Raw genomic sequence first — 25,661 nt, 5'->3', positions numbered from 1 at the left:
CCACCAGAGCAGCCCACATCCGACAGGGAGCAAAAGAATTGGACTTCACCAGAGACGAGAGTCAGGACGCGGTCGCCGAAGTCGTCGTGAGCCTGCTCGAACACGACAGCGCGCGTGATCTCGCGTTGTGGCCCGCGCTGGTCGACAGCGGGCTGCTGGCGCTGCCGCTGCCGGAACAGCACGGCGGCGACGGGATGGGACTGCTCGAGGTCTCGACCCTGCTGACCGAACTCGCGACCGACGCGGTGGCGGTGCCGGCGCTGTCGACCCTCGGGTTCGGCGTACTGCCGCTGGTCGGCCATGTCGGAGACGACTTGGCGGCCAAGGTCTTTCCCGCCGTCGCCAAGGGCGCGATCCTGACCGCGGCACTGCACGAACCGGGCGCCCCGTTCGTCGCCGAACCGCAGACGAAGGCGGTGGCCGACGGCGATTCGGTGCGGATCACCGGCCGCAAGATCGCGGTGCCGTACGCGGAACAGGCACAGTGGATTCTGGTGCCGACCGATCGCGGTATCGCGGTCGTCGACGGTGACGCGAACGGCATCACCCGTACCGAGAGCCCGAGTTCCACGGGCGCGCCGGAATTCTCGGTGGCCTTCGACGACACGGTGATTCCGGCGGCGCAACTGCTTGATATCCCACTGGAGGACCTGCACCGCATCGCCCTGGCCACCCTCGGGGCGGTCGCCGACGGTTTGCTCAAAGGCGTGCTGGCGCTGACCTCCGAACACCTGCGGACCCGGCAGCAGTTCGGCCGCCCGCTGGCCGAATTCCAGGCTGTCGCACAGGAAATCGCCGACGTCTACGTGGTCTCGCGCGCCTTGCAGGTGGCCGCGACATCCGCGAACTGGTCGCTGGCGCAAACCTTCGGCGGCGAGAACTACAGTGGTGACAAGCACCTGGAACGTGTCGATGACGACCTCGATGTGCTGGCGTTCTGCGTGGCCTCCGAGCTGCCGGCGGCCATGCAGCGGTGCCATCACCTGCACGGCGGCATCGGCGTCGATGTGACTCACCCGCTGCACCGCTACTACTCACAAGCCAAGGACATCGCCCGCTGGCTCGGCGGTGCGTCGTTCCGGCTGGACCGGTTGGGAGCCAGATGTACATCGATCTGACCGCTGAACAGCACAAGCTGCGCGACGAATTACGCGCCTACTTCGCCGATCTCGTCACTCCCGAGGAGGAGGCCGAGATGGCGGTGAACCGCCATGGCGACGCCTACCGCGCGGTGGTCAAGCGGATGGGCCGCGACGGGTGGCTGGGCGTGGGCTGGCCGAAGGAGTACGGCGGCCAGGGCTTCGGCCCGCTGGAACAGCAGATCTTCTACAACGAGGCGGTCCGCGCCGATGTGCCGGTGCCGCTGGTGACGCTGCTGACCGTCGGCCCGGCGCTGCAGTCGTTCGGTACCGACGAGCAGAAGCGCAAGTTCTTGCCCGGAATCCTCACCGGCGACATCCATTTCGCCATCGGATATTCCGAGCCGGACGCCGGCACCGACCTGGCCGCGCTGCGGACCTCGGCGGTGCGCGACGCCGACGGCGACTGGATCGTCAACGGGCAGAAGGTGTTCACCACCGGAGCGCACGAGGCGGATTTCATCTGGCTCGCGGTGCGCACGGGTTCGGTCGAGTCCCGGCACAAGGGCATCTCGATCCTGATCATGGACACCACCGATCCCGGCTACTCGTGGACGCCGATCATCACCGCCGACGGCGCGCATCACACCAACGCCACCTACTTCGACAACGTCCGCGTGCCGGCGGAAATGCTGGTCGGGGAGGAGAACGGCGGCTGGAAGCTCATCACCACCCAGCTCAATCACGAGCGGGTGAGCCTGGGACCGTCCGGCAAGATCGAGCAGCTCTACGAGCGGGTACGTGACTGGTCGCGGCGCCAGGGTGTCCTGGAGGAGCCCGAGGTGCGGCGCGCGCTGGGCCGCCTGCACGCCATGGTGCGGGTCAACGAACTGCTGAACTGGCAGGTCGCCTCGAATATGGAGCGCCCCGATTCCGACCAGCGGGATGTGATCGCCGACGCCTCGGCGACCAAGGTGTACTCCACGGAGGCGCTGCAGGAGGCGGGCCGGCTGGCGGAGGAGATCGTGGGGCGCTTCGGCGATCCGGCCGATCCGGTCACCGCGGAACTACTGACCTGGCTGGACAAACGCACCAAGCAGAACCTGGTCGTGACCTTCGGTGGCGGCGTCAACGAGGTCATGCGCGAACTGATCGCGCAGATGGGCCTGCGCCTGCCCCGCGTACCGAGATAGGAGTTTTCGCGTGTCGGAAACCATGACGGCGGAAGAGATCCGCGCCGCCGGCGAGAAGATCCAGCAGCTGGGCGAGTCCGCTCCGCGGCTCGGCCGCGACCCGGTGAACCAGCCGATGATCAACAACTGGGTCGAGGCGCTGGGCGACGCCAACCCGATCTACGTCGACGACGAGGCCGCCCGCGCCGCCGGACATCCCGGCATCGTCGCACCGCCGGCCATGGCCCAGGTGTGGACCATGCCCGGTCTGCACGGCTCACGGCCCGCCGACGACCCGATGAACGCGGTCAACGATCTGCTCGACGCCGCCGGTTACACCTCGGTGGTGGCGACCAACTGTGAGCAGACCTACCACCGCTACCTGCGCCCCGGCGAGCGTCCGGTGGCGCGGACCAGACTGCGAGAACTGGTGGGGCCCAAGCGAACCGGCCTCGGCGAGGGCTGGTTCGCGACCTATCTGCTGACCTGGTACGTCGACGACGAACCCGTCACCGAGATGTTGTTCCGGATGTTGAAGTTCGCACCCGGCACGGCGAAGCCGGCCGCTACCGAACCCGGCGAGGTGTCGGCGGAGGATCTGGCGAAGCGGGTCCGGCCCACCGTGTCCAAGGACACCGAATTCTTCTGGGCCGGAACAAAACTCGGTGAGCTGCGGATCCAGCAGCGCCCGGACGGATCGTTGCAGCATCCGCCGGTTCCGGCGCTGTGGAAGGACCACACCGAACAGTCCGACTACGTGGTGGCCTCCGGTCGCGGCACCGTCTTCAGTTTCGTGGTGCACCACGCGCCGAAGGTGCCCGGCCGTCAGGTGCCGTACGTCGTCGCTCTGGTCGAACTCGAGGAGGGCGTGCGCATGCTCGGTGAGCTGCGCGGCATCGACCCCGCCGAGGTCGAGGTGGGCCTGCCCGTCGAAGTGGGCTTCCAGCAGCTCGACGACGACAACACCGTGCCCTACTGGAAGGCCGTGCGATGACATCCACGATTCAGCCGACCGCCGTGCAGGTCGGAACCACTCTGCCCGAGTTGGTGATTCACGCCGACCCGACGTTCGTGGTCTCCACCGCCCTGGCCACCCGCGACTTCCAGGACGTGCACCACGACCGCGACAAGGCCGTGGAGCGCGGGTCCAAGGACATTTTCGTCAACATCCTCACCGACACCGGTCTGGTGCAGCGTTTCGTCACGGATTGGGCGGGGCCGGGGGCGGTGGTGAAATCCATCGCCCTGCGCCTGGGGGTGCCACTGTACGCGGGCGACACCCTGACGCTCAATGGAACCGTGGCGGCCGTGGACGGCGCGGACATCACCATCGACGTGGTCGGCAAGGACAGCCTCGGCGACCACATCACGGCGAAAGCCGTTATCTCCCTGCAGGAGGCACGCCAGTGACGGGTCTGAGCCGCCGCGCCGCCATCGTCGGCATCGGCGCCACCGATTTCTCCAAGGACTCCGGCCGCAGCGAGCTGCGCCTGGCGGCCGAGGCCGTCACCGCCGCGCTCGCCGACGCCGGCCTGACGCCCGCCGATGTGGACGGCCTGACGACCTTCACCATGGATACCAACACCCAGGCCGCGGTCGCGCGGGCCACCGGTATCCCTAGCCTGAAGTTCTTCAGCAACATCCCGTTCGGCGGCGGCGCGGCGGCGGCGACCGTGCAGCAGGCCGCCATGGCGGTCGCCACCGGAGTCGCGGATGTCGTGGTGGCCTACCGCGCGTTCAACGAGCGGTCCGGAAATCGCTTCGGGCAGTTCGCCACTCATCTGGCGACCGGCAATCCCAGCTCGTCGGGTGTGGACAACGCATTCTCCTACACCCACGGCCTGGGCACGCCGGCCGCGCAGGTCGCCATGGTGGCCCGGCGCTATATGCACGTATACGGCGCGAGCAGTGCGGATTTCGGCCGGGTGGCGGTCGCCGACCGCAAGCACGCGGCGGTGAATCCGGCGGCGCATTTCTACGGCAAGCCGATCACGCTCGACGACCACCAGGCCTCGCGCTGGATCGCCGAACCGTTGCATCTGCTGGATTGCTGCCAGGAGACCGACGGTGGGGTGGCCATCGTGGTCACCAGTGCCGAGCGCGCCCGGGACCTGCCGAACAAGCCCGCGCTGATCGCCGGTGCGGCCCAGGGGTCGGGTGCGGACCAGTACGTGATGACCAGCTACTACCGCGACGCCCTGACCGGCCTGCCGGAAATGGGCCTGGTGGGCGACCAGCTGTGGGCGCAGAGCGAACTGCGGCCGGAGGATATGCAGGCGGCCATTCTCTACGACCACTTCACTCCGTTCGTGCTGATGCAGCTCGAGGAGCTGGGCTTCTGCGGTCGCGGCGAGGCCAAGGATTTCGTGGCCGACGGGGCGATCGAAATCGGCGGCCGGCTGCCGCTCAACACCCACGGCGGCCAGTTGGGCGAGGCCTACATCCACGGGATGAACGGCATCGCCGAGGGAGTGCGCCAGATCCGCGGCAGCTCGGTGAACCAGGTCGAGGGCCTGGAGAACGTCGTCGTCACCGCCGGCACCGGTGTGCCGACCTCCGGACTGGTACTGACCGCGGCCTGATCCGGGCGCCCGTGGGGCAACCCCGATGCGGATCGACCGATGGCTCATCGCGGTTATTCGGACCCCACGCGCAAGTGGGCCCGCAGCGGGCGGGCCAGCTGTTCGACACTTCGCGCTGTCCCGGCCGCCAAACCTGTTCGCGCACCGGCGAATCGGTCGAAAACCAAGCCTTCGATGACGGCGATGTAATCGGACGCGGCCGTGTCGGGGTCGGTGGCGCCCAGCGCGCGGAACAGCTCACGGGCGTGCCGATGGGAGAACAGGCTCGCGACCAGGCGGGGATGCAGGTCGGGGTCGCCGAGCAGGTCGGTGATCAGCATGTGGCGGGCGATCAGATGGTTACGGCGTTGCGCCAGGAGGTTGTCCAGCCACGCGGCGACCGCGGCGGCGATGTCGTCCGGGCCGGAGGCCGGTAGGTCGGCGGCGCGGAAATCGGTGCGCGAGCGCTCGGTGATCGCGTCGACGATCGCCTCGATCAGTGCGCGCTTGGTGCGGAAGTAGTACGAGGTAGACCCGGCCGGCAAGCCGGCCTCGGTATCGAGCGCCCGATGAGTCAGCGCCCGCAGCCCCTGGCGGGCGATCAGGTCGATCGCCGTGCCGACGATGAGTCCGCGCCGGTCCGTCGCACCTACCTCACCCGCTGGACGTGTGGACATCGTCACCTTCTCTCGTTTCCCACGGGATCATCCTCTACAAGTGTAGAGGCGCTCTACGGATGTAGAGCTCTCAGGAGGGTGGAGACCGTGGACGGACTGGTTCTCGATGACGCTCAGCGCGCAGCCGCGGCGGCACTGGCCACGGTGGCCCGGCGATGGAGCCGGCGCCGGTGGTCGTTCCCGCGGCCGGTCCCGCGCGGGGTCTATCTGCACGGTCGACCCGGGCGCGGCAAGACGATGCTCATGGACGAGTTCTTCGATCGGGTGGATTCGACACGTAAGTGCCGCTTCCACTTTCACCAGTTCTTCGCCCGGCTTCATACGGCGATCGCCGAATCCGGCGCGCTGCCGGCCGCGCTGGACGCAGTACTCGGCGACACCGAACTGATCTGTTTCGACGAATTCCACGTGCACGACGTCGGCGACGCCATGCTGATCACCCGCCTGCTCGAGGCCCTGTTCGCGCGCCGCATCGTGCTGGTGGCGACCTCGAACTATCCGCCCGAGGAGCTGCTGCCCAATCCGCTGACGCACGCGAAATTCGAACCTGCCATCGCCCTGCTGCGTGCGCATCTGGCCGTGCTCGCGGTCGACGGCCCGCAGGACTACCGTGCCCGCGGGGACCATCCCCGGACCGGATTCGCGAGCGGGCGCTATGTGTACGGGCGCCGGTCCGGCGCCGACCGGCCGGCCGAGGTGCCGATCGCGCACCTGCTGCTCCGAGCACGAACCGTGGACGCGGACCTGCTGGTGGTCGACTTCGACGAGATCTGCGCGACGCCCTTGTCGGCCATCGACTTCCTGACCCTCACCCACACCTACCGGCGCTGGGTCCTGTGCGCGGTGCCGCCGCTGCGGCGCGTCCCGGTCGACGCGGTGACACGGTTCGTCAACCTCGTCGACGTGCTCTACGACGCCGATCTGGCACTCACCCTCTACGCCGAGGTTCCGCTGCCGGAGTTGATCCGCGACGTCGCCGCCGCCCCGGATCTGGACCGCACCGCGAGCCGGCTGGGCCGGTTGCCCGGCGCTCGCCCGGCGAGCGTCGTCGAGTCGGCCGAGTCGCGGAGCGCGGTGACCGAGCACCCGTCGGCGTCCACCGAAGTGAAGTGCGTTCGTTTGGACGGACGTGCCGTCGACGAGCCCGAATGCTGTGCGCGGTCACAGTTTCTTCGGCTGTCAACTGGCGGCTAGGGGCATAGACCGGATCGGTCACCGTCCGGTGTCACGATTTCCCTCCTCACGGACCGTTCGGCATGTAACGATGTGCCTGTTTGTGCAGTTCGGATGTTTTCTGGGAGAGGCCCGTGGCCGGGGTGAGAACGGCGATACCACGCGCGATCGGGCTGATCGCACTGATGGCGTGCGTCGTCTTCGCGCTGCGCGGATACCTGCCGGGTACCGGCGGTCCGCATGCACCGTCTCCGCCCTCGGCGGTGACGGTGGCACTCATGCCGGTGCTGTCGCTGGTGTCGGTGGTGATCCTGCTGGCCGGGGTACTGACCAGCCAGCACCACCTGCCGCTGGCGATGGCCGAGGTCGACCGTGACCGTAAGCGGCAGCCGTTCCGGTTGGGCCGGTTCGGGATCGTGGTCCTCATCGGCACCGCGGTCGCGGCCGTGCTGACCGCGATCGTCTGGGCGGTGTATCTGCTCGCCGGCGGGCGCGAGGAAGCCGCCGCGCCGCGATCGAATCCGCCCGCCACCGCACGGCAGCCCGAAACCACCGCGCCGCCGACCACCCAGCCGTTCTCCAGCAGCCCGGAGCTGAGCGGTCACGCTCTGCTGTTCGTCGGCGCATGCGCCGCGGTGCTGGTGGCGGTCGCGATCCTCGGTCTCGGCGTGGTGGCCTTCGGCGCTCGGGACCGCCGGGGCGCGCCGGCGCTGCTGCCCCCACCCGTGGCCGCCGATGCGCCGGTCTCGCTGGCGCAGGTCGCCGAGATGGGCCTGGCCGCGATGATGGCCTCGGGCAAGGACGCGCGCGCCGCGATCATCGCCTGCTACGTCGCGATGGAAAGCGGTCTGGCGCAGGCTCGCGAGGTGGCGCCACTGATCTCCGATACCCCCTCGGAGGTGCTGGCCCGGGCCTTCGATCGGGGTGTCCTGCACGACGCCTCGGCCCGCGAACTCGTGACGCTGTTCGAGGAGGCCCGGTTCAGCCCGCATTCGATCCTGGAATGGCAGCGAATGCGCGCCGAACAACTGCTGCGCATCGTGCTGGCGGATCTGCAGGGGGCGCGGCTGTGACCCGGATGACGATCGTGGTCGGCGCGGTGCTGATGATCGCGCTGATCGAGTTGGTCGGCCTGAGCAACCAGCGCGAGATGCTGCCGATTCTGGTCGGGGTGCCGGTACTCGGGGCCCTGGCACTACTGCTGTGGTCGCTGGTCGAGCGTTCTCGGGCCCAGGCCCGCGACCTCGACGACCACGACTTCGAGAACGGCCCGGCCGAAATGCTGAGCCGCTGGCACGCGCGGGCGCAGATGCTCGCGACCCGTGCCGACGGCACCCGGGCCGATTGGGATCGCTATCTGCGCCCGCTGCTGGCCAAGGAGTTCGAACTGTCCAGCGGGCATCGGATCGCGAAGAACCGCAAGGCCACCGAGGCCGCCGGACGGCTGCAGTTCGGTCCGGAACTGTGGCGCTGGGTGGATCCGGCCAATTCGTCGCCGCGTGATCAGACCTCGCGCGCGCCGGGCCGGGCCGCACTGGACGAGATTCTACGTCGCTTGCAGAGCATGTGAGCCGCTTGCAGAACATGTGAAATGGGTTGGAACTAGTGCGAGATCGGATATGACGACACCTTTGGATGTGACCATCAAACGCACCGATGCGGTGCTGCGGGAGATCGCCCGCGTCGTGGTCGGCAAGCGCGATGAGCTGCAGCTGATCATGGTCGCGGTGCTATCGGGCGGCCACGTCCTGATCGAGGACCTACCGGGCTTGGGTAAGACGCTCATCGCCCGATCTTTCGCCACCGCATTGGGGTTGGACTTCACGCGCGTGCAGTTCACCCCGGATCTACTGCCCGCGGACCTCATCGGTTCGACCATCTACGACATGGCCTCGGGGCGGTTCAATTTCCGCCGCGGGCCCGTGTTCACCAACATGCTGCTCGCCGACGAGATCAACCGCACACCGCCCAAGACGCAGGCCGCACTGCTGGAGGCGATGGCCGAGGGGCAGGTGAGTATCGACGGCGAAACCTTCCCGCTGCCACAGCCTTTCATCGTGCTGGCCACCGACAACCCGATCGAGTACGAGGGCACCTATCCGCTGCCCGAGGCCCAGTTGGACCGATTCGCCATGCAGTTACGGCTGGGATATCTGTCGGAGAAGGACGAGACCCAGATGATCCGCCGCCGGCTCGAACGCGGCGCGGTCACCCCGCAGGTGGGCCAGGTGGTGGACGCGCAAGGTCTGGTGGAGATGCGCCAGGCGGTCGAATTCGTCACTGTCCACCCGGATGTGGTGACGTATGTGGTCGCCCTGGCCGCCGCCACCCGCGGTCATCCGCAGGTCGAGGTCGGTGCGAGCCCCCGCGCCGAACTGGATCTGGTGCAGATGGCGCGGGCCCGGGCGCTGCTGCTGGGGCGCGACTACGTGATCCCCGAGGATGTGAAGGCGCTGGCGGTTCCGGCCATGGCGCACCGGATCACGCTGCGCCCGGAGATGTGGGTGCGCCGGATCCGCGGCGAGGACGTCATCTCCGAATTGCTGCGCCGCCTGCCCGTACCGCGCGCGACGGTGACATGAGACATCGCGATACCACCTCGGCGAGCGAGGTCGATCTGCGCTGGCGGCCCGCGCCACTGGTGTACATGCTGGCGGTCGCCGCCGCGGTCGCGCTGGTGCCGGCGATCATGCTGGAGCGCTGGCAGCTGGCGGTGTTCGCGGCGCCGATGCTGGGTGTGCTGGCCACCGCGCCGATTCAGTTGTCGCGCACCAGGATTCAGATCGACGGCGGGGGAGTGCTGCGCTGCTTCGAATCCGAGGAGGTCGAACTCGCGGTCGCCGCCTTCGTCGAACAGGGGCATGCGCTGCTGCGCTGTCGCCCCGAGGAGGCGAACGGACTCGAGGTGCGCGTGGAGGAGTCGTCCGATTCCGGACCGGCTCCGGCGGGCCTGCGGTTGGCGCTGTCCACGCAGCGCTGGGGCCGCTATCCGGTGACGGTGCGGCTGACGGCATTGAGCCCGGCCGGTCTGGCCCAGGCCGCGGCGAGTGTCGCGGCCGGCGAGGTCTACGTATATCCGATCGCGGACCCACAGCGAATGCGCCTGCCGCGCACCGAACTTCCGGAACGGATCGGTACCCATCTGACCCGCCGGCACGGTCCGGGCGTGGAATACGCCGATATTCGCGCCTACGCTCCCGGTGACGAATTGCGCATCGTCAACTGGCCGGTGAGTGCGCGTCGCGGCCGGTTGTACGTCACCCAACGGCTCACCAATCGCGCCGCGGATGTCGTTGTGCTGGTGGACACCTCGCTGCAGGCGCCGGGTCCGGCCTCGGATTCGATGGAGCTGACGGTGCGCGGCGCCGCACAGGTCGCCCAGACCGCGCTGCAGGCGGGCGACCGTACCGCCGTGGTGTGCCTGGGCCGCGCGCCGCGCTGGCTGCGGCCCGATATCGGACGCCGCCAGTTCTATCGCATCATCGACACGGTGCTCGGCGTGGGCGACGAGCACATTCCCAATGTCGGCACGCTGGCCCCGCATTCGGCGGTACCGATCGGCGCGGTCGTGGTCGCGTTCTCGACCCTGCTCGACACCGAATTCGCGCTGGCGCTGATCGACCTGCGCAAACGCGGACATGCCGTGGTGGTGGTCGACGTGCTGCGCGGCACGCCGTTCAAGGACGGCCTGGATCCGACGCTGGCCCGGATGTGGCAGTTGGAACGCACCGCGATGTATCGCGACATGGGCACGGTCGGTGTGGATATCGTGCCCTGGCCCGAGGGGGCTCGCCTCGACCAGGCGATGCGCCTGCTGCCCGAACATCGGCGAATGGTGCGGGTGAAGCGATGACGAGATTTCTGGCCGTGCTGTCCGGGCTGCTGCTGGCCACCGCGGTGGGCATCGTGCTGCCGTGGGCCGCGATTCCGGTGTTCGTGACGGTGGTCGCGGGCTGGTGGTTCCGATCGGTCGCGGTGGTGGCGGTGCTGATCGCGCTCGGTGCGCTGGCGTGGGCCGATACCGGGGCACTGGCCGCCGCCGGGACGGGTCTGGTCGCCACCACCTATCTGCTCAACACCGCCACGTTGCACGCCCCGGCGGGTGTGGTTCCCACCACACTGCCCTCGGTGATCGGCGCGCTCGGATTCGCCGCCGCGGCGGTGCTCGCAACGCTGATTCCGGGACGGCTGGCCTGGCTGCCGCTGGCCGCGCCCGTGCTGGTCATCGCCCTGTACGCCGCGATCGTGCAGGGCCTGACAGTGCGCGAGGATGCCCCGGATTCGGCGGAACCGACGTAGTCGAACGAGCGTGATATACCCCACAACCAGGGTGTTTGCCCTACTACGCGATGTCGTGGTTTTCTACTACACCTTGTAGTCTGATGGCATGTGGATTATCCCGATCATCGCTGTCATCTGTTCCGTCGCGATCGCCGGCCTGTTCGCCACCGGCTTCCCGGACTGACGCCGACAGGCACCGCCCGGAACATCAGCGAACCGGGATAGGACGAAACCGCCCGACCGGCACTGCCGGTCGGGCGGTTTCTCGTTCGGCGGCGGGTAGCCGGTGTCAGGCCGAGAAACTCAACCGCACATCACTCAGCACGGGGGCGTCCTCGCGTTCGACCACGGTGGCGCCGATGACGAGTTCGTCACCCTCGCGCCAGATCCGCGACCGGATCGTCTCGCCCGGATACAGCACGCCCGCGAACCGCGCCCGGAAGCCGGTGACCCGGCTCGCGTCCGAGTCCAGCACGGTGTCGGTCGCGGTCTTGCACACCAGACCGTAGGTGCACAGGCCGTGCAGGATCGGATTGGGAAAGCCTGCGGCGCGGGCGAATTCGGGATCCGAATGCAGTGGGTTGCGGTCACCGCACATGCGGTACAGCAGCGCCTGCTGCGGCAGTGTCGGGGTGAGCACCTCGAAATCCGGGGTCCGATCGGGCAGTTCGGCCTTGGTGCTCGGGCCGCGCTCACCACCGAAACCGCCCTCGCCCTTGGCGAAGATCGAGGAACGCGCCGTCCACAGCGGCTGCCCGTCGGATCCGGTGATCACCGTCTCGTGTGCGATCACCGCCGCCGACCCCTTGTCCCACACCTCGGTGATCCGCCCGGTGCTGCTGGCCTTGCCCTCGGCCGGAATCGGCCGGTGCACAACGATTTCCTGGCTGCCGTGCACGACCTTGGCCAGGTCGATCTCCACGCCGGGATAGCTCACCTTCGGCGGTTCGGTGACCCGCATCGTCGGTGCGACTGTCGCGAAGGTCGGCAGCACCTGCGGCTCCCGATCGTCGAGATATCGCAGTTCACCCGGATCGGTCCAGCGGGTACCGGCGCTCAGGCCCAGGTGGTACAGCTGCACATCCGACGGCGTCCAGGAGAACTCCTGGGCCGGAAGTTCCGCTCCCAGAGCGGTTTTCAAGTCAATCGGCATGATGTTTCCTTACTCCGCCACGTCGCGATCGCACCCGCGGCGACCGAGGGCGTCCCCGGTGCGCCCGGCTCCATTCGTCTCGGCCGGGCCGGGCGCACGGTAGGGGATGTCCCACTGAACGGTTCTACTTGCTCGCCGCGCCGGTGGGGGCCTTCTCCTCGCGCGCCTTCTCGACGATATCCATGACCGCCAGATAACCGAAGGTCAGCGCGGGTCCGATGGTCGCGCCGGGACCGGCGTAGGTGTGGCCCATGACCGGGGTCGAGGAGTTGCCGGCGGCGTAGAGGCCCTCGATCACGCTGCCGTCCGCCCGCAGCACGCGCGCCGCGGTGTCGGTGACCAGGCCGCCCTTGGTGCCCAGGTCGCCGGGCACGATCTTGGCGGCGTAGAACGGGCCCTGCACGAGGGCCGCCAGGCACGGGTTCGGCTTCACCGTCGGATCGCCGTAGTAGCGGTCGTAGTGGCTCTTGCCGCGCCCGAAGTCCTCGTCCACGCCCTTTTCCGCGAAGGCGTTGAAGCGGGCGACGGTGGCGGCGAGATTGTCCGCCGGCACGCCGAGACGCTGGGCCAGCTCCTCGAGGGTGTCGGCCTTGACGATGTTGTCGTTTTCCATCCAGCGGGACGGAAAGCGCTGGCCCGGCTGCAGCCCGGCGAAGATGTAGCGGTTGCGGTAGCGCTGGTCGAATACCAGCCAGGCCGGGATGTTCTCGCCCGGACCGTCACCCTGACCCCATTTGCCGCCGTACATGGTGTGCACGGCCTCGACGTAAGGAGCGGACTCATTACCGAATCGCTTACCGTCGGCGTTCACCATGATCGCGCCGGGCAGATTGCGCTCGGCCAGCGCGAACCACGGCTTGCCGCCCTTGAAGATGGTCGGCCCCCACCAGGCGTCCTCCATGAATCCGATGTCGCCGCCGACCTCCATACCGGCCCGGATGCCGTCACCGGTGTTGGCCGCGGCGCCCGTGGTCCACTCGGTGGTGATGGGCTTGCGCTGGTACTGCTCGCGCATCTCGGCGTTGTGCTCGAAACCGCCGGTGCCCAGCACCACGCCGTAGCGGGCCTTGAAGATCGTCGGCTCGCCGTCGACGGTCGCCTCGACACCCACGACCCGGTCGCCGTCGGTGATCAGCTTGGTCAGCGGGGTGTCGAGCAGCACCGGGACATTCGCGTCCATCAGGCCCTTGCGCATCGCGGCGATGATCGCCTGGCCCATGCCGACGATGTGCTTGCCGGTGAATTTCGCCAGGTAGGTGCGGGCGCCGACGCGCATGGCCCGCATCATGCCCTTCGGGTGGCGGCGGATCAGGTTCAGTCGGACGAAGTCGGTCTGCATGACCACGACGTTCAGCGGGGCCTTCGCATACGGCGGTTCCAGCTTGGCCGCCTCGGCGCCGAGCACCTTCAGGTCGAACGGCTTCGGCTCGCAGGAGCGGCCGGAGCCCAGGCCACCCGGGGCCTCGGGGTGGTAGTCGGAGTAGCCGGGGACCCAGGTCATCCGGAGCGGGCTGTGATCGAGAACGAAGTCGAAGGCCTCCGCGCCGCGATCGATGTAGGTGTCGATCTTCTCCTTCGGCACCACGTCACCGATGATGCTGTGCAGGTAGCGGCGGGCCTCCTCCCGGTCATCGGGCCGGCCGGACGCCTGGAGCGCCTTGTTGCCGGGGATCCACACACCGCCACCGCTACGCGCGGTCGAACCGCCGTAGTGTGCGGCCTTCTCGATGAGCACCGCACGCAGGCCGTGGTGCGCGGCGGCGAGGGCGGCGGTCATCCCGGCGGCGCCGCTGCCGACCACCACCACGTCGTATTCCCGATCAGTCATGTAGAACACGTTATAGAATCGGATCAGGTTCGGTCTATATTGGTCTGGCAGATGGGACTGCTGACACGAGAAAATGCAGGAAAACTCGTTTCAGTTTGTATCCCGCTCACCGGCTGGTCACCAGACCGAGCGCCCCAATGGAAGGAACAAGCGTGCTGTCCGACGCGGTACGGAATGAACTGGCCGCGGAGCTCGCGGTCGCCGAACGAGACCGGGTGCCGATCGATCCGCTGGTCACGCGGTATGCGGCGATCGATGTGGTCGACGCCTACGAGATTCAGCTCATCAACATCCGGCAGCGGCTGGCCGACGGCGCGAAGGTGGTCGGCCACAAGGTCGGGCTCTCCTCGAAGGCCATGCAGGAGATGATGGGCGTCGACGAACCCGACTACGGCCATCTGCTCGCCGATATGCAGGTGTTCGAGGATGTTCCGGTCGACACGTCGAAGTACCTGTTCCCGCGCGTCGAGGTCGAGGTCGGCTTCGTGCTGGGCGCGGATCTGCCCGGCGAGGAGTGCACCGAGGCCGACGTGCTGGCCGCGACGGTGGCCTACGCCCCCGCGATCGAGCTGATCGACACCCGCATCAAGAACTGGAATATCGCGTTGTGCGACACCATCGCCGACAACGCCTCCTCGGCCGGCTGGGTGCTCGGTCCGGAGCGGGTGGCCCCGGATACCTTGGACATCAAGGCGATCGACGCGACGCTGACCCGCAACGGCGAGGTCGTCGCGCAGGGCCGCAGCGACGCGGTGCTCGACGATCCGACCATCGCGGTGGCGTGGCTGGCCCGCAAGGTCGCCTCGTTCGGGGTGCGGTTGAAGGCCGGTGACATCGTGCTGCCGGGTTCCTGCACCCGCGCCATCGACGCCCGCCCGGGTGACGACTTCCATGCCGAGTTCGCTGGACTCGGTTCCGTCCGTTTGACATTCAGCTGAGGGAGATCAAGTGACCGACAACGGGAAGGTGACAGCCGCGATCGTCGGCTCCGGCAACATCAGCACCGATCTGCTGTACAAGCTGCTGCGGTCGGAGCGGATCGAGCCGCGCTGGATGATCGGTATCGATCCGGACAGTGAGGGGCTGAAGCGCGCCCGCGGGCTGGGTCTGGAGACCTCGCACGAGGGCGCCGACTGGCTGCTCGCGCTGCCGGAGAAGCCGGACATGCTCTTCGAGGCCACCTCGGCCTACGTACACCGCGAATACGCGCCGAAATACGAGGCGGCCGGTATCCGCGCGGTGGATCTGACCCCCGCCGCGGTCGGCCCGGCGGTCGTGCCGCCGGTGAACCTGGGCGCGAATATCGACACCCCGAACGTCAACATGATCACCTGCGGTGGGCAGGCGACGATTCCGATCGTCGCGGCCGTCTCGCGCGTGGTCGAGGTGCCCTATGCCGAGATCGTCGCCTCGGTGTCCTCGGTCTCGGCGGGTCCGGGTACTCGCGCCAATATCGACGAGTTCACCAAGACCACCAGCAAGGGTGTGGAGACCATCGGTGGTGCGAAGCGCGGTAAGGCGATCATCATCCTCAACCCGGCCGAGCCGCCGATGATCATGCGCGACACCATCTTCGCCGCCATTCCCGAGGATGCCGACACCGATGCGATCAGCGAATCCATCCACAAGATGGTCGCCGACATCCAGGAGTACGTGCCCGGCTACCGCCTGCTCAACGAACCGCAGTTCGACGAGCCGAGCGTGATTTCCGGTGGGATGGCGAAGGTTTCGGTCTTCGTGGAGGTCGAGGGCGCGGGCGACTTCCTGCCGCCCTACGCCGGCAACCTCGACATCATGACCGCCGCCGCCACCCGGGTGGGCGAGGTCATGGCCGAACAGATCCTCACGGCTCGGGTCTAGGAGGGACCAGATCATGAACTACGTATTGCAGCCGTTCTCCCAGGAACTCGACGTCCGCGTCACCGACACCTCGCTGCGCGACGGTTCCCATCACAAGCGTCACCAGTTCACCGCCACCGAGGTGCGCGATATCGTCGCGGCCGTCGACGCCGCGGGCGTGCCGGTGATCGAGGTGACCCACGGTGACGGCCTGGGTGGTTCTTCGTTCAACTACGGGTTCTCCAAAACCCCTGAGCAGGAATTGATCACGATCGCGGCGCAGACCGCGAAGCAGGCCAAGATCGCGGTTCTCATGCTGCCCGGCGTGGGCGTCAAGGAGGACATCAAGATCTCCCAGGACAACGGCGCGTCCATCGTCCGCATCGCCACCCACTGCACCGAGGCCGACGTCTCGATCCAGCACTTCGGCTACGCCCGCGACCTCGGCATGGAAACCGTCGGCTTCCTGATGATGTCGCATTCGCAGCCGCCGGAGGTGCTCGCGAAGCAGGCGCGCATCATGGCCGACGCGGGATGTCAGTGCGTCTACGTCGTGGACTCCGCCGGTGCGCTGGTGCTGGACCAGGTGTCCGACCGCATCGCCGCGGTCGCCGCCGAACTCGGTGACGACGCCCAGGTCGGCTTCCACGGCCACGAGAACCTCGACCTCGCCGTCGCCAACTCGATCTACGCGGTGAAGGCCGGCGCCAAGCAGATCGACGGCAGCGCGCGGCGTTTCGGCGCCGGTGCGGGCAACACCCCGGTCGAGGCGTTCGTCGGCGTCGCCGACAAGATCGGCATCAAGACCGGTATCGACTTCTTCGCGATCGCCGACGCCGCCGAGGATGTCGTGCGCCCGGCGATGCCGCAGGAATGCCTGCTGGACCGCCAGGCCCTGATGATGGGCTACGCCGGGGTGTACTCGAGCTTCCTCAAGCACGCCGAGCGTCAAGCCGAGCGTTACGGCGTCTCGGCGGCCGAAATGCTGGTGCGCGCCGGTAAGCGCAAGCTGGTCGGCGGCCAGGAGGACCAGTTGATCGACATCGCGCTGGAATTGCAGCGGGAACAGACCGCCTCCGCCTGAGCGTATCGAGATCGACGGGCCGCGAACGTGAGTCGTTCGCGGCCCGTTCTCGTGTTCCGCCGTTAACGCGCGTGCGGTCCGAACCGATCCGAATTATGGGTCTGGGACGCGCTGTACCATTGCGCGGCAAGCAATTCTGTTCTCGGGTAATCGTTCGGACAAATAGAGGAGTTGCTGTGAACATGCGGGCGTTGATCGGTGGATCCGTTGCCGCCGTCGCGATTTCGATGGCCGGTGGGGCGGTGGCCGGTGCGCAGCCGTTCGTCGCCGCGAACGGGCCCACCGTGCAGAATCCGGCGGATTACCTGGTGGGCGACACGGTGTATTTCAGTGCCGGATACGCCAATTGCTCGATGCACCCGAACGGTGATGTGGGCTGTGATATCAGCCCCGGAATCGCCTACCTGTTCGGAATTCCCATCAACAACGTCGCCATCGATCTGCCGTTCCTCCCGGCGCATCCGACCTTCGGTCTGACCGGCCCGCTCGGACGCGCCGGCAGCCGCTCCATCGACTCGGGGCCCGCGTCCGACGGCTACGACTACGGCGGCGTCATCAACTACGGCGGCGCCACCTGCAGTGCCGGTGGACGCGGTGCCGTGCAGTGCAGCTCGAAGGGACACACCTTCAACTTCGGCTGGTCGGGCACCAACCTCAGCTGACGGCAGCAGGGAACCGGCTCAGCGGGCCGCGAACGCTCCGACGTTCGCGGCTCGCGGTCGTTCGTGCGGCCGGGCGGATCGACCGGGTCGTTTCGATCGGCAACCGGGAACAGACAGGTTGATACACTCGTGTATCCACGTGTCCATGGAGAGGAAGCGTTCGTGACGTCGGTCGGTGCGCGGAATTCGTCCGAGGCCGGGCGCGGCCGGACATCGCAACGCCGCCGCGACGCATCGGCCGAATCGGGGACGCCGGGAGGGGCCGCTTCCGTCGGTGATGTCGCCGCACCGAGGGGCGTAGCGACGCGCGAACCGCGAATGACCAAGCGGCGGGCCGAAACTCGGCAGCGGTTACTCGACGCCGCCTTCGACGCTTTCGCCGAAGAGGGGTTCGGTCGTTGCACGGTCGAGCAGATCTGTGAGCGCGCCGGGTTCACCCGGGGTGCGTTCTACTCCAACTTCAGCTCGCTGGAAGAGCTGTTCCTGGCGATGTGGGAGCTGCGCTCGGCCGAGATGCTGCGCGAGCTGACGGGAGTGCTCGAGTCGGAGACCGGCGCCGACGTCCAGGATCTGCGCGCCGGTGTGGAGCAGGTGCTGCGGGCGGTTCCGCTGGACGACAAGTGGTTTCGCATCACCGCCGAATTCACCGCCCACGCCCTGCGCAATCCGCCGCTGCGGCGGGTGATGGTCGCGCGGGAGAGCGCCATCGTGGCGGCCCTGCTGCCGGTCCTGGAGGCGCTGCTGAACCACGCCGGACGCACCGTCACCGACCGCGAGGGCCTCGGCCGCGCGGTGGTCGCGGTGCACGACGGAACCTCGCAGCAGTGCCTGCTCGAACCGGACGACCCCGCCGTCCGAGAACAGCGCACCACTCTGTTCACTCACGTCGCGATGGCCTACAGCGTGGGGCGCGACGCGCGATGACCCACCGCCGGAACGTCTGCGCCGATCCGCGGCAGCGAGCCGGCGCCATGCCGCCGAGTTCGCGGCGTCGGCCGTAGCCGCGCACAATCCGGGGGGACGACGACTGTGCAGGAGGCGACGATGTCCGAACGACCCGCGCTGGCCGAGGCGCTGGATCTGCAACCGCATCCCGAAGGCGGCTGGTTCCGCGAAACCTACCGCAGCCCGGTCGAATTCGAGCCGGACGGCTACGACGGGTCGCGTGCGTCCGCCACCGCCATCCACTTTCTGCTGTTGCCGCACGAACGTTCCGCGCCGCATACGGTGCGCTCGGACGAGATCTGGCTGTGGCAGCGCGGTGGTCCGCTGCTGCTGAACATCGGCGGCGACGAAGTGATTCTCGGCCCCGACGTCGAACGGGGACAACTCCTGCAGGCCGTGGTGCCCGCCGGCGTCAGCCAGGCCGCACGTCCGGCCGGCGACGAATATGTGCTGGTGAGCTGCGTGGTCGCGCCCGGATTCGATTTCGCGGACTTCCGGCTGGACTGATCGCCGGGTGAACAAATCGTGCAAACCTCGGTGATTCGGCGCGATTTCCGCCTTTCGCGCGGAGGTTTGCACGAATAGTTCAGGCCCGCCCACCGAATCCCTGTCGAATACGGTGGGCGGGCCTGAGCAACACGCCTGCCTACTCGTCGATCGCCAGGATGCCCTCATCGATCGCATACTGGATCGACTTCTCCAGGTCCGGGCACGGATCCGGCCGCCCCGGCCCGGCCAGCTTCGCGAAGACCGGGCAGTGTTCGGCCGGGCTGACCGTCCACTGCACCGAGCGCTGGTGCGAGGAGGACTTGCGGACCAGGACTTCCACTCCGCATGCCCGGCAGGCCACCGGCGTCAGGCCGTCTTCGAGATAGCGCTGCTTGTCGACGACCGTCTGGGCACGCACCTGTTCCCGGCGTTCCGGGCGGTCCGCGAAATCGGGTGCTTTCGCCCAGGAGACCATCAGGCACCCGCCTCCTGCTTGACGGCAGGGTTCGTCTTGCCGGCCGCCTCTTCTTCTTCCTTCTTGCGCCGCAGATTCTCGGCGACCTCGGCCTCCCAGTGCTCGTTGGCCTTGGTGGTGTCGACCTCGAATTCGAAGCGCTGCACCATCTTCGGGTCGATATCGGCGACGTCGACGTAGAACTGGTCGTACCAGCGGCGCAGCTGGTAGACCGGGCCGTCCTCCTCGCAGAGCAGCGGGTTGTCGATCTTGGACTTGTGCTTCCAGATCTCCACGTCCTGCAGGAAGCCGTCGCCGAAGAAGTCGGTCATGGACTTGGCCAGCTTCTCCGCCGTCTCGTCGTCGATGCCCTTGGGCTTCTCGACCGACAGGCCGTACTGCAGCACGAACGAATCCTGCGTGACCGGGTAGTGGCAGTTGATCAGCTGGACCTTGATCTGGTAGCCGCCGTAGATATTGGTCAGCGGATTGATCATGTAGGACGGGCCGAAGTAGGACGCCTCCGACTTCAGCAGCGTCTCCCCGCCGTACTTGGCGGCCATGCCGATGTCCGGACGGCCCTTGGTCTCGAGGAACTGCGTGGCCACGTGGCCTTCGAAGACGTTCTTGAAGTACGTCGGGAAGGCGAAGTGGATGTAGAAGAAGTGGGCCATGTCCACCACGTTGTCCACGATCTCGCGGCAGTTGGCGCCCTCGATCAGCATCGTGTTCCAGGTGAACGGGGTCCAATCGCTGTTGCGCTCCTCCACCGGGTTGCCGTCGGCATCGGTGTAGGGCCCCTCGATGTAGGGGATCGTGACGTCGTCCGGCGGCGGGTTGCCCTCGTGGTCGTGCCAGACGTACAGCTGGCCGTTGCGCTCGAGGGTGGTCCAGGCGCGGGTACGGGCCAGCGGCGGCACGCGGCGCGCATAGGGGATCGAGGTGCAGCGGCCGTTGCCGCCCCAGCGCCAGTCGTGGAACGGGCACGCGATGGAGTCGCCCTTGATCTCGCCCATGCTGAGATCGCCGCCCAGGTGGCGGCAGTAGGCGTCGAGCACCTTCAGCTCGTCGTTGCTGTCGGCCCACACCACGAGTTTGGTGCCGAAAGCCTGCACGGCATGCGGCTTACCGTCGCGAAACGTCTCGGCCAGGCCCAGGCAATGCCAGCCCCGCGCGTACCGCGTCGGTGTCGAGCCGACGTCGATCTCGCGGACCTTCCCGCTCCGCTGTGCGGTTTCTGCCATCGTCATCCCTCCTCTGGAAGTACTAGAACACGTTACAAAATTGAGCGGCCCAGCGCCAGCTATTCCGTTGACTACCAGGCAAAGGTGTTCGTTGTGGGACAATGAACACCCGTTCTCGACATAAATAAGAACGTGTTCTAGTCTCAAGACAAGTATCGGTTCCGCAGAACGGAATGCGACCGATACACCCGTTCCGATTTCGACCAGGCAGGAGCAGCCCCCGAGATGACGCAAGAAGTAACCGAGCGGGTCGAAGCACTGTTGCCGAAGCTGCGCGAACAAGCGCAGGAGGCAGAAGATCTGCGCCGCATCCCAGACGAGACCATGAAGGCGCTGCAAGAGACCGGTTTCTTCAAGCTGCTGCAGCCGCGCCAGTGGGGCGGATACGCCGCCGACCCGGTCGTGTTCTACGACACCGTGCGCAAGATCGCCAGCGCCTGCGGTTCCACCGGCTGGGTGGCCGGCATCATCGGCGTGCACAACTGGCATCTGGCGCTGTTCGACCAGCAGGCACAGGAAGAGGTCTGGGGCGAGGACACCCAGGTCCGCATTTCCTCCTCCTACGCCCCGATGGGCGCCGGCGTGGTGACCGAGAGCGGCGACGGCTACATCGTCAACGGCTCCTGGGCCTGGTCGTCGGGTAGCGATCATGCCACCTGGACCTTCGTCGGCGGTCCGGTGATCAAGGACGGCAAGCCGGTGGACTTCGGCAGCTTCCTGGTTCCGCGCACCGAATACCGCATCGACGACGTGTGGAACGTGGTGGGCCTCAAGGGCACCGGTTCCAACACGCTGGTGCTGGAGAACGTCTTCGTGCCGCGGCACCGGTTCCTCAGCTACAAGAGCATGAACGACCTGACCGCGCCGGGTCTGCAGCAGAACACCGATCCGGTCTACAAGATGCCGTGGGGCACCATCCATCCCACCACCATCTCCACGCCGATCGTCGGCATGGCCTACGGCGCGCTGGACGCGCACGTGGAGCACCAGGGCAAGCGCCTGCGCGCGGCCTACGCCGGTGAGAAGGCCAAGGACGACCCGTTCGCCAAGGTGCGCATCGCCGAGGCCGCCAGCGATATCGACGCCGCGTGGCGCCAGCTGTCGGGCAACGTCGCCGACGAGTACAAGCTCCTGGTCGCCGGCGAGGAGATTCCGTTCGACCTGCGCGTGGCTGCGCGCCGCGATCAGGTCCGTGCGACCGGCCGGGCCATCGCCTCGATCGACAAGCTGTTCGAGAGCTCGGGTGCGACCGCGCTCGCGAACGGCACTCCGCTGCAGCGGTTCTGGCGTGACGCGCACGCCGGTCGCGTGCACGCCGCCAACGATCCCGAGCGCGCCTACATGATGTACGGCACCCACGCGTTCGGGCTGCCGGTCACCGACGGGATGGTGTGATGACCGCCGTTTCGGAGCTGACCTACGAGTCCACCTCGAAGTTCGCCCAGGTCCGCCCGGATCTGAAGCTGCACTACCACGAGGCCGGCGAGGGTAACGGCCCCACCATCGTGCTGTTGCACGGCGGCGGTCCGGGCGCCTCGTCGTGGTCGAACTTCGCGCGCAACATCCCGGTGCTGGCGCAGCACTTCCACGTGCTGGCCGTGGACCAGCCGGGCTTCGGGCAGTCGGACAAGCCGACCGATCACCCGCAGTACTTCGTGCACAGCGCCTCGGCGCTGAAGGATCTGCTCGACACCCTGGGCATCACCGACCGCGTTCACCTGCTGGGCAATTCGCTGGGCGGCGGCGCGGCGGTGCGCTTCGCCCTCGACTATCCGGACCGGGCCGGCAAGCTGGTGCTGATGGGTCCGGGCGGACTGAGCACCAACCTGTTCGCCCCGGACCCCACCGAGGGTGTCAAGGCGCTGGGCAAGTTCAACGTCGAGCCCACCCGCGACAATCTGGAGAAGTTCCTGCGGATCATGGTCTTCGACCAGTCGCTGATCACGCCGGAACTGCTCGACGAGCGCTTCGCCTCGGCCAACACGCCCGAAGCGCTGGCCGCGACCCGCGCGATGGGAAAGTCGTTCGCCAGTGCGGATTTCGAGAAGGGCATGCTGTGGCGGGAGGCCTACAAGCTGCACCAGCCGGTGCTGCTCATCTGGGGTCGTGAGGATCGGGTGAATCCGCTCGACGGCGCGCTCGTGGCGCTGAAGACCATCCCGCGCGCGCAGCTGCACGTGTTCGGCGGTTGCGGGCACTGGGCGCAGCTGGAAAAGTTCGACGAATTCAACCGGCTGGCAACCGATTTCCTCTTCGGTGTGAAGGAGGCCCGATGACCTACCATGGCGCAGCCGGTCATCGGGCCGACCGGGTGCGGGTGTCCCGCAAAGCAAAGGAGACCCGATGAGTATTCGTGCGCTCGGTTATATGCGCATCGAGGCGACCGACGTGGCCGCCTGGCGCGAGTACGGGCTCAAGGTGCTCGGCATGATGGAGGCCGACGGGCCCAACCCCGATGCCCTCTACCTGCGGATGGACGATTTCCCCGCCCGCCTGGTGATCGTGCCGGGCGAGAAGGACCGCCTGCAGGTCTCCGGCTGGGAGGTCACCGACGCCCCTGGGCTGCAACGACTTCGGGAGACGCTGACCAAGGCCGACGTCGCCTTCGAAGAGGGCACCAAGGACGAGCTCGCGGAGCGGCGCGTCGAGGGCATGATCCGCTTCCAGGATCCCTCCGGCAATACGCTCGAGGCGTTCTACGGCGCCCAGTACCTGGCCCGGCGCTTCGTCAGCCCTTACGGCCACAAGTTCGTCACCGCCGAACAGGGTCTGGGCCATGTGGTGCTGACCTGCAACGACGATGCCGAAGCGCAGGCGTTCTATCAGGATGTGCTCGGCTTCCGGCTGCGCGATTCGATGCGGCTGCCGCCGCAGGTCGTCGGCCGGCCCGCCGACGGCGACCCGGCGTGGCTGCGCTTCTACGGCTGCAATCCCCGCCATCACGCGCTGGCGTTCCTGCCGCTGCCGAATCCGACCGGCATCGTGCACCTCATGGTCGAGGTGGAGAATTCCGACGACGTCGGGCTCTGCCTGGATCGCGCGCTGCGCAAGAAGGTCAAGATGTCGGCCACCCTCGGCCGGCACATCAACGACAAGATGTTGTCGTTCTACATGAAGACCCCCGGCGGATTCGACATCGAATTCGGCTGTGAGGGTTTGGAAGTCGACGACCACTCCTGGATCGCGCGGGAATCCACCGCGGTGAGCCTGTGGGGTCACGACTTCACGGTGGGATTCAAGTAGCGAGCGCGGAGAGGGCGACAACCATGACCGCCACGGGCGAATACCCGGAGATCGACGGCCGGCAGTTCCGGAATGTGCTGGGGCAGTTCTGCACCGGTATCACGGTGATCACCACCTTCACCGAGGCCGAGGACGCCGAGCGGGCGCCGATCGGTTTCGCCTGTCAGTCCTTCGCCGCCCTCTCCCTCGACCCGCCGCTGGTGCTGTTCTGCCCCACCAAGGGGTCGCGGTCCTGGGCCGCGATCGAGCAGTCGGGGCGGTTCTGCGTGAACGTCCTGGCCGAGGAACAACAACAGGTGTGTGCCCGCTTCGGTTCCCGCGAACCCGACAAGTTCGCCGGAATCGGCTGGAGCACTTCGGAGCTGGGACTTCCGGTCCTGGACGACGCGCTGGCCACGATCCAGTGCACGGTGGACAGCGTCGTCGACGGCGGCGATCACTACATCGTGATCGGCCGGGTACAGGCCCTGTCGGAGTCCACGGACTCCGGCAGGCCGCTGCTCTTCTACCGCGGCCAGTACACCGCCATCGAACCCGAGAAGACCACCCCGGCCCCCTGGCGAGCCGACCTCGAACACTTCCTCACCACCACCACCCTGGACACCTGGTTGTAGGTCCGGGCGATCGTCGAGGGCGGGCACCTTTCCGGGTGGCCGCCCTCCGCTGTTTCGCGTGGCCGGCCGGGATCCGGAAGACGTCGGGCGGGTCGTAGTGGGCCCGCGCGTCGGCGTCGCACGGTGACAGCCGGGCGCCGCCATGCCGGTGCGTTGACCGTGGCCGGATCGGTCAGCATGCTGGTGATCGTCGCGGTGTGAGATCGGCCGAGTGGGGCAGTGTGTGGATATCTTGAGCGAGACGGTGGCGGCGGTGCGAACCGGAATGCCCGCCTCCGGGCTGTTCGTGCGGCATGCACCGTGGGGGAGGCGGTATCCGCTGGTTCCGGGCGCCGGATTCCATATCGTGCTGCAGGGTGAATGCTGGTTGGTGGCACCGGATTCGGAGCCGGTGGTGATGGGGCCGGGCGATGTGCTGTTCATGCCACGCGGTGCGGCGCATGTGATAGCGGACAGTCCGCACAGTGCGGTCACCGAGGTGGCCAGGCCGGGGGAGCCACGGGAACTTCCCGGACCGGGGGCGCGCACGACGCTGCTGTGCGGTGCGTACGAGGTCAGCCGCAGCCGCAGCCACCCGCTGCTGGACCAACTGCCCGACTTCCTGCATCTACCCGCCGATCCGGGCCGCTCCCCGGCGCTGCGTGCCGCGGTGGATCTGCTCGTCGGCGAGCTCACCGAACCGCGGCCGGGCACCGACGCCGCCGTACCCGCGCTGCTGGATACGCTGCTGCTGTTCGTCCTGCGCTCCTGGTACGAACAGGCCGAAACCTCCGGCTGGGCGGGCGCTTTTGCCGATCCGGCGGTGTCGGCCGCGTTGCGCGCCATCCACGCCGAACCCGCGCGGGCCTGGACCGTGCCGGGGCTGAGCGCGGTGGCGGGAGTCTCCCGCGCCACCCTGGCCCGCCGCTTCGCGGCGACCGTCGGCGAAGCGCCGCTGGCGTATCTGACCCGCTGGCGCATGCTCACCGCCGCGCGCCTGCTGCGCGAGACCGACCTGCCGATCGCGGCGGTTGCGCACCGGGTCGGCTACGGCTCCGAATTCGCCTTCGCCAAGGCGTTCAAGCGCGAGTACACCCTCGCTCCCGGGCGTTATCGCCGCGCCGAGGAGTTGCCGCCCGTCCTCGCGGTGTGAGGAGATCGGAGGCGTCCGGAAAGCCCTGTGC

Annotated in this window: 27 protein-coding genes; 22 read left to right on the top strand and 5 right to left on the bottom strand. The window is 67.7% G+C overall.

Going from position 1 to position 25,661, the window contains the following annotated elements; genetic code table 11:
• The first annotated feature begins 38 nt into the window (after nt 1-38).
• The 5 genes from NN2_RS02855 to NN2_RS02835 are packed head-to-tail and all read left to right on the top strand — an operon-like array spanning nt 39 to nt 4,833.
• Nucleotides 39-1,118 (top strand): acyl-CoA dehydrogenase family protein, encoded by a 1,080-nt coding sequence (locus NN2_RS02855; RefSeq protein ID WP_063010088.1) that lies wholly within the window; start codon nt 39-41, stop codon nt 1,116-1,118.
• Complete coding sequence (locus tag NN2_RS02850) at nt 1,103-2,272, top strand: acyl-CoA dehydrogenase family protein (protein WP_063010086.1); 1,170 nt, start codon at nt 1,103-1,105, stop codon at nt 2,270-2,272. Before NN2_RS02855 ends, NN2_RS02850 begins: the two co-directional genes overlap by 16 nt.
• A 22-nt stretch (nt 2,273-2,294) precedes the next feature.
• Complete coding sequence (locus NN2_RS02845; RefSeq protein ID WP_082856660.1) at nt 2,295-3,245, top strand: bifunctional MaoC family dehydratase N-terminal/OB-fold nucleic acid binding domain-containing protein; 951 nt, start codon at nt 2,295-2,297, stop codon at nt 3,243-3,245.
• Nucleotides 3,242-3,661, top strand: a complete 420-nt coding sequence (locus tag NN2_RS02840; RefSeq protein ID WP_030517303.1) for a MaoC family dehydratase — start codon at nt 3,242-3,244, stop codon at nt 3,659-3,661. The genes NN2_RS02845 and NN2_RS02840 overlap by 4 nt, the downstream gene beginning before the upstream one ends.
• Nucleotides 3,658-4,833, top strand: a complete 1,176-nt coding sequence (locus NN2_RS02835; protein WP_063010082.1) for a lipid-transfer protein — start codon at nt 3,658-3,660, stop codon at nt 4,831-4,833. The genes NN2_RS02840 and NN2_RS02835 overlap by 4 nt, the downstream gene beginning before the upstream one ends.
• Before the next feature lie 53 nt (nt 4,834-4,886).
• Here the strand turns inward: NN2_RS02835 and NN2_RS02830 are convergent, their stop codons facing one another.
• Nucleotides 4,887-5,489, bottom strand: coding sequence for a TetR/AcrR family transcriptional regulator (locus tag NN2_RS02830; RefSeq protein ID WP_063010080.1), 603 nt, complete (start codon nt 5,487-5,489; stop codon nt 4,887-4,889).
• An 87-nt stretch (nt 5,490-5,576) separates the two neighbouring features.
• Between NN2_RS02830 and zapE the strand changes: the two genes are divergently transcribed.
• From zapE to NN2_RS02800, 6 genes are all read left to right on the top strand, one after another.
• Nucleotides 5,577-6,683: a cell division protein ZapE gene (gene zapE, locus NN2_RS02825; RefSeq protein WP_245658518.1), complete on the top strand. Its 1,107-nt coding sequence runs from the start codon at nt 5,577-5,579 to the stop codon at nt 6,681-6,683.
• Between the two features lie 113 nt (nt 6,684-6,796).
• Nucleotides 6,797-7,735: a DUF4129 domain-containing protein gene (locus NN2_RS02820; RefSeq protein ID WP_245658516.1), complete on the top strand. Its 939-nt coding sequence runs from the start codon at nt 6,797-6,799 to the stop codon at nt 7,733-7,735.
• A 5-nt stretch (nt 7,736-7,740) separates the two neighbouring features.
• On the top strand, nt 7,741-8,232 hold the full coding sequence (locus NN2_RS02815) for a hypothetical protein (protein ID WP_063010206.1): 492 nt from the start codon (nt 7,741-7,743) through the stop codon (nt 8,230-8,232).
• A 49-nt stretch (nt 8,233-8,281) separates the two neighbouring features.
• Entirely contained in the window at nt 8,282-9,244 is a 963-nt protein-coding gene (locus NN2_RS02810) for an AAA family ATPase (protein ID WP_030517297.1), read from the top strand.
• Nucleotides 9,241-10,515, top strand: a complete 1,275-nt coding sequence (locus tag NN2_RS02805; protein WP_063010078.1) for a DUF58 domain-containing protein — start codon at nt 9,241-9,243, stop codon at nt 10,513-10,515. The genes NN2_RS02810 and NN2_RS02805 overlap by 4 nt, the downstream gene beginning before the upstream one ends.
• Nucleotides 10,512-10,961, top strand: a complete 450-nt coding sequence (locus NN2_RS02800) for a hypothetical protein (protein ID WP_063010076.1) — start codon at nt 10,512-10,514, stop codon at nt 10,959-10,961. Before NN2_RS02805 ends, NN2_RS02800 begins: the two co-directional genes overlap by 4 nt.
• A gap of 271 nt (nt 10,962-11,232) precedes the next feature.
• Here the strand turns inward: NN2_RS02800 and chsH3 are convergent, their stop codons facing one another.
• Both chsH3 and kstD read right to left on the bottom strand, forming a co-directional pair.
• Nucleotides 11,233-12,096, bottom strand: a complete 864-nt coding sequence (chsH3, locus tag NN2_RS02795; protein ID WP_030517294.1) for an enoyl-CoA hydratase ChsH3 — start codon at nt 12,094-12,096, stop codon at nt 11,233-11,235.
• Nucleotides 12,097-12,220: 124 nt separating this feature from the next.
• The gene (kstD, locus tag NN2_RS02790; RefSeq protein WP_082856678.1) at nt 12,221-13,924 is read right to left on the bottom strand and encodes a 3-oxosteroid 1-dehydrogenase; all 1,704 of its coding nucleotides are present in this window, start codon (nt 13,922-13,924) and stop codon (nt 12,221-12,223) included.
• Nucleotides 13,925-14,076: 152 nt separating this feature from the next.
• Here kstD and NN2_RS02785 point away from each other — a divergent pair, with 152 nt between their 5' ends.
• The 6 genes from NN2_RS02785 to NN2_RS02760 all read left to right on the top strand — a co-directional run bounded on the left by NN2_RS02785 (nt 14,077) and on the right by NN2_RS02760 (nt 18,961).
• Nucleotides 14,077-14,862, top strand: a complete 786-nt coding sequence (locus NN2_RS02785; RefSeq protein WP_063010072.1) for a 2-keto-4-pentenoate hydratase — start codon at nt 14,077-14,079, stop codon at nt 14,860-14,862.
• A 10-nt stretch (nt 14,863-14,872) separates the two neighbouring features.
• Nucleotides 14,873-15,784: an acetaldehyde dehydrogenase (acetylating) gene (locus tag NN2_RS02780; protein ID WP_030517291.1), complete on the top strand. Its 912-nt coding sequence runs from the start codon at nt 14,873-14,875 to the stop codon at nt 15,782-15,784.
• A gap of 13 nt (nt 15,785-15,797) precedes the next feature.
• Nucleotides 15,798-16,847, top strand: coding sequence for a 4-hydroxy-2-oxovalerate aldolase (gene dmpG, locus NN2_RS02775; protein WP_062994502.1), 1,050 nt, complete (start codon nt 15,798-15,800; stop codon nt 16,845-16,847).
• Between the two features lie 176 nt (nt 16,848-17,023).
• Nucleotides 17,024-17,509 carry a hypothetical protein gene (locus tag NN2_RS02770; RefSeq protein ID WP_063010070.1) on the top strand — a complete coding sequence of 162 codons (486 nt, stop codon included), beginning with the start codon at nt 17,024-17,026 and terminating at the stop codon, nt 17,507-17,509.
• A gap of 318 nt (nt 17,510-17,827) precedes the next feature.
• Nucleotides 17,828-18,433, top strand: coding sequence for a TetR/AcrR family transcriptional regulator (locus tag NN2_RS02765; RefSeq protein ID WP_063010068.1), 606 nt, complete (start codon nt 17,828-17,830; stop codon nt 18,431-18,433).
• Between the two features lie 120 nt (nt 18,434-18,553).
• Entirely contained in the window at nt 18,554-18,961 is a 408-nt protein-coding gene (locus NN2_RS02760) for a cupin domain-containing protein (RefSeq protein WP_063010204.1), read from the top strand.
• Nucleotides 18,962-19,100: 139 nt separating this feature from the next.
• On the opposite strand, the gene NN2_RS02755 is transcribed toward NN2_RS02760, so the two are convergent.
• Both NN2_RS02755 and NN2_RS02750 read right to left on the bottom strand, forming a co-directional pair.
• Nucleotides 19,101-19,418: a hypothetical protein gene (locus tag NN2_RS02755; protein WP_030517286.1), complete on the bottom strand. Its 318-nt coding sequence runs from the start codon at nt 19,416-19,418 to the stop codon at nt 19,101-19,103.
• On the bottom strand, nt 19,418-20,641 hold the full coding sequence (locus NN2_RS02750) for a 3-ketosteroid-9-alpha-monooxygenase, oxygenase component (RefSeq protein WP_063010202.1): 1,224 nt from the start codon (nt 20,639-20,641) through the stop codon (nt 19,418-19,420). Before NN2_RS02750 ends, NN2_RS02755 begins: the two co-directional genes overlap by 1 nt.
• Before the next feature lie 225 nt (nt 20,642-20,866).
• On the opposite strand from NN2_RS02750, the gene hsaA reads away from it, so the two are divergent.
• From hsaA to NN2_RS02725, 5 genes are all read left to right on the top strand, one after another.
• Nucleotides 20,867-22,036: a 3-hydroxy-9,10-secoandrosta-1,3,5(10)-triene-9,17-dione monooxygenase oxygenase subunit gene (gene hsaA / locus NN2_RS02745; RefSeq protein WP_063010066.1), complete on the top strand. Its 1,170-nt coding sequence runs from the start codon at nt 20,867-20,869 to the stop codon at nt 22,034-22,036.
• Nucleotides 22,036-22,917 (top strand): 4,5:9,10-diseco-3-hydroxy-5,9,17-trioxoandrosta-1(10),2-diene-4-oate hydrolase, encoded by an 882-nt coding sequence (gene hsaD, locus NN2_RS02740; protein ID WP_063010059.1) that lies wholly within the window; start codon nt 22,036-22,038, stop codon nt 22,915-22,917. The genes hsaA and hsaD overlap by 1 nt, the downstream gene beginning before the upstream one ends.
• 67 nt (nt 22,918-22,984) lie before the next feature.
• Complete coding sequence (gene hsaC, locus NN2_RS02735) at nt 22,985-23,884, top strand: iron-dependent extradiol dioxygenase HsaC (protein WP_030517282.1); 900 nt, start codon at nt 22,985-22,987, stop codon at nt 23,882-23,884.
• A gap of 23 nt (nt 23,885-23,907) precedes the next feature.
• Nucleotides 23,908-24,498: a 3-hydroxy-9,10-secoandrosta-1,3,5(10)-triene-9,17-dione monooxygenase reductase subunit gene (gene hsaB, locus NN2_RS02730; protein WP_030517281.1), complete on the top strand. Its 591-nt coding sequence runs from the start codon at nt 23,908-23,910 to the stop codon at nt 24,496-24,498.
• Nucleotides 24,499-24,721: 223 nt separating this feature from the next.
• Entirely contained in the window at nt 24,722-25,630 is a 909-nt protein-coding gene (locus tag NN2_RS02725; protein WP_063010057.1) for an AraC family transcriptional regulator, read from the top strand.
• Nucleotides 25,631-25,661: the final 31 nt, after the last annotated feature.

The organism is Nocardia nova NBRC 15556 (assembly GCF_001613005.1).
Taxonomy (GTDB): domain Bacteria; phylum Actinomycetota; class Actinomycetes; order Mycobacteriales; family Mycobacteriaceae; genus Nocardia; species Nocardia nova.
The sequence above is the reverse complement of the archived record's forward strand: the minus strand, read 5'-3'. Positions and strand labels throughout refer to the sequence as shown.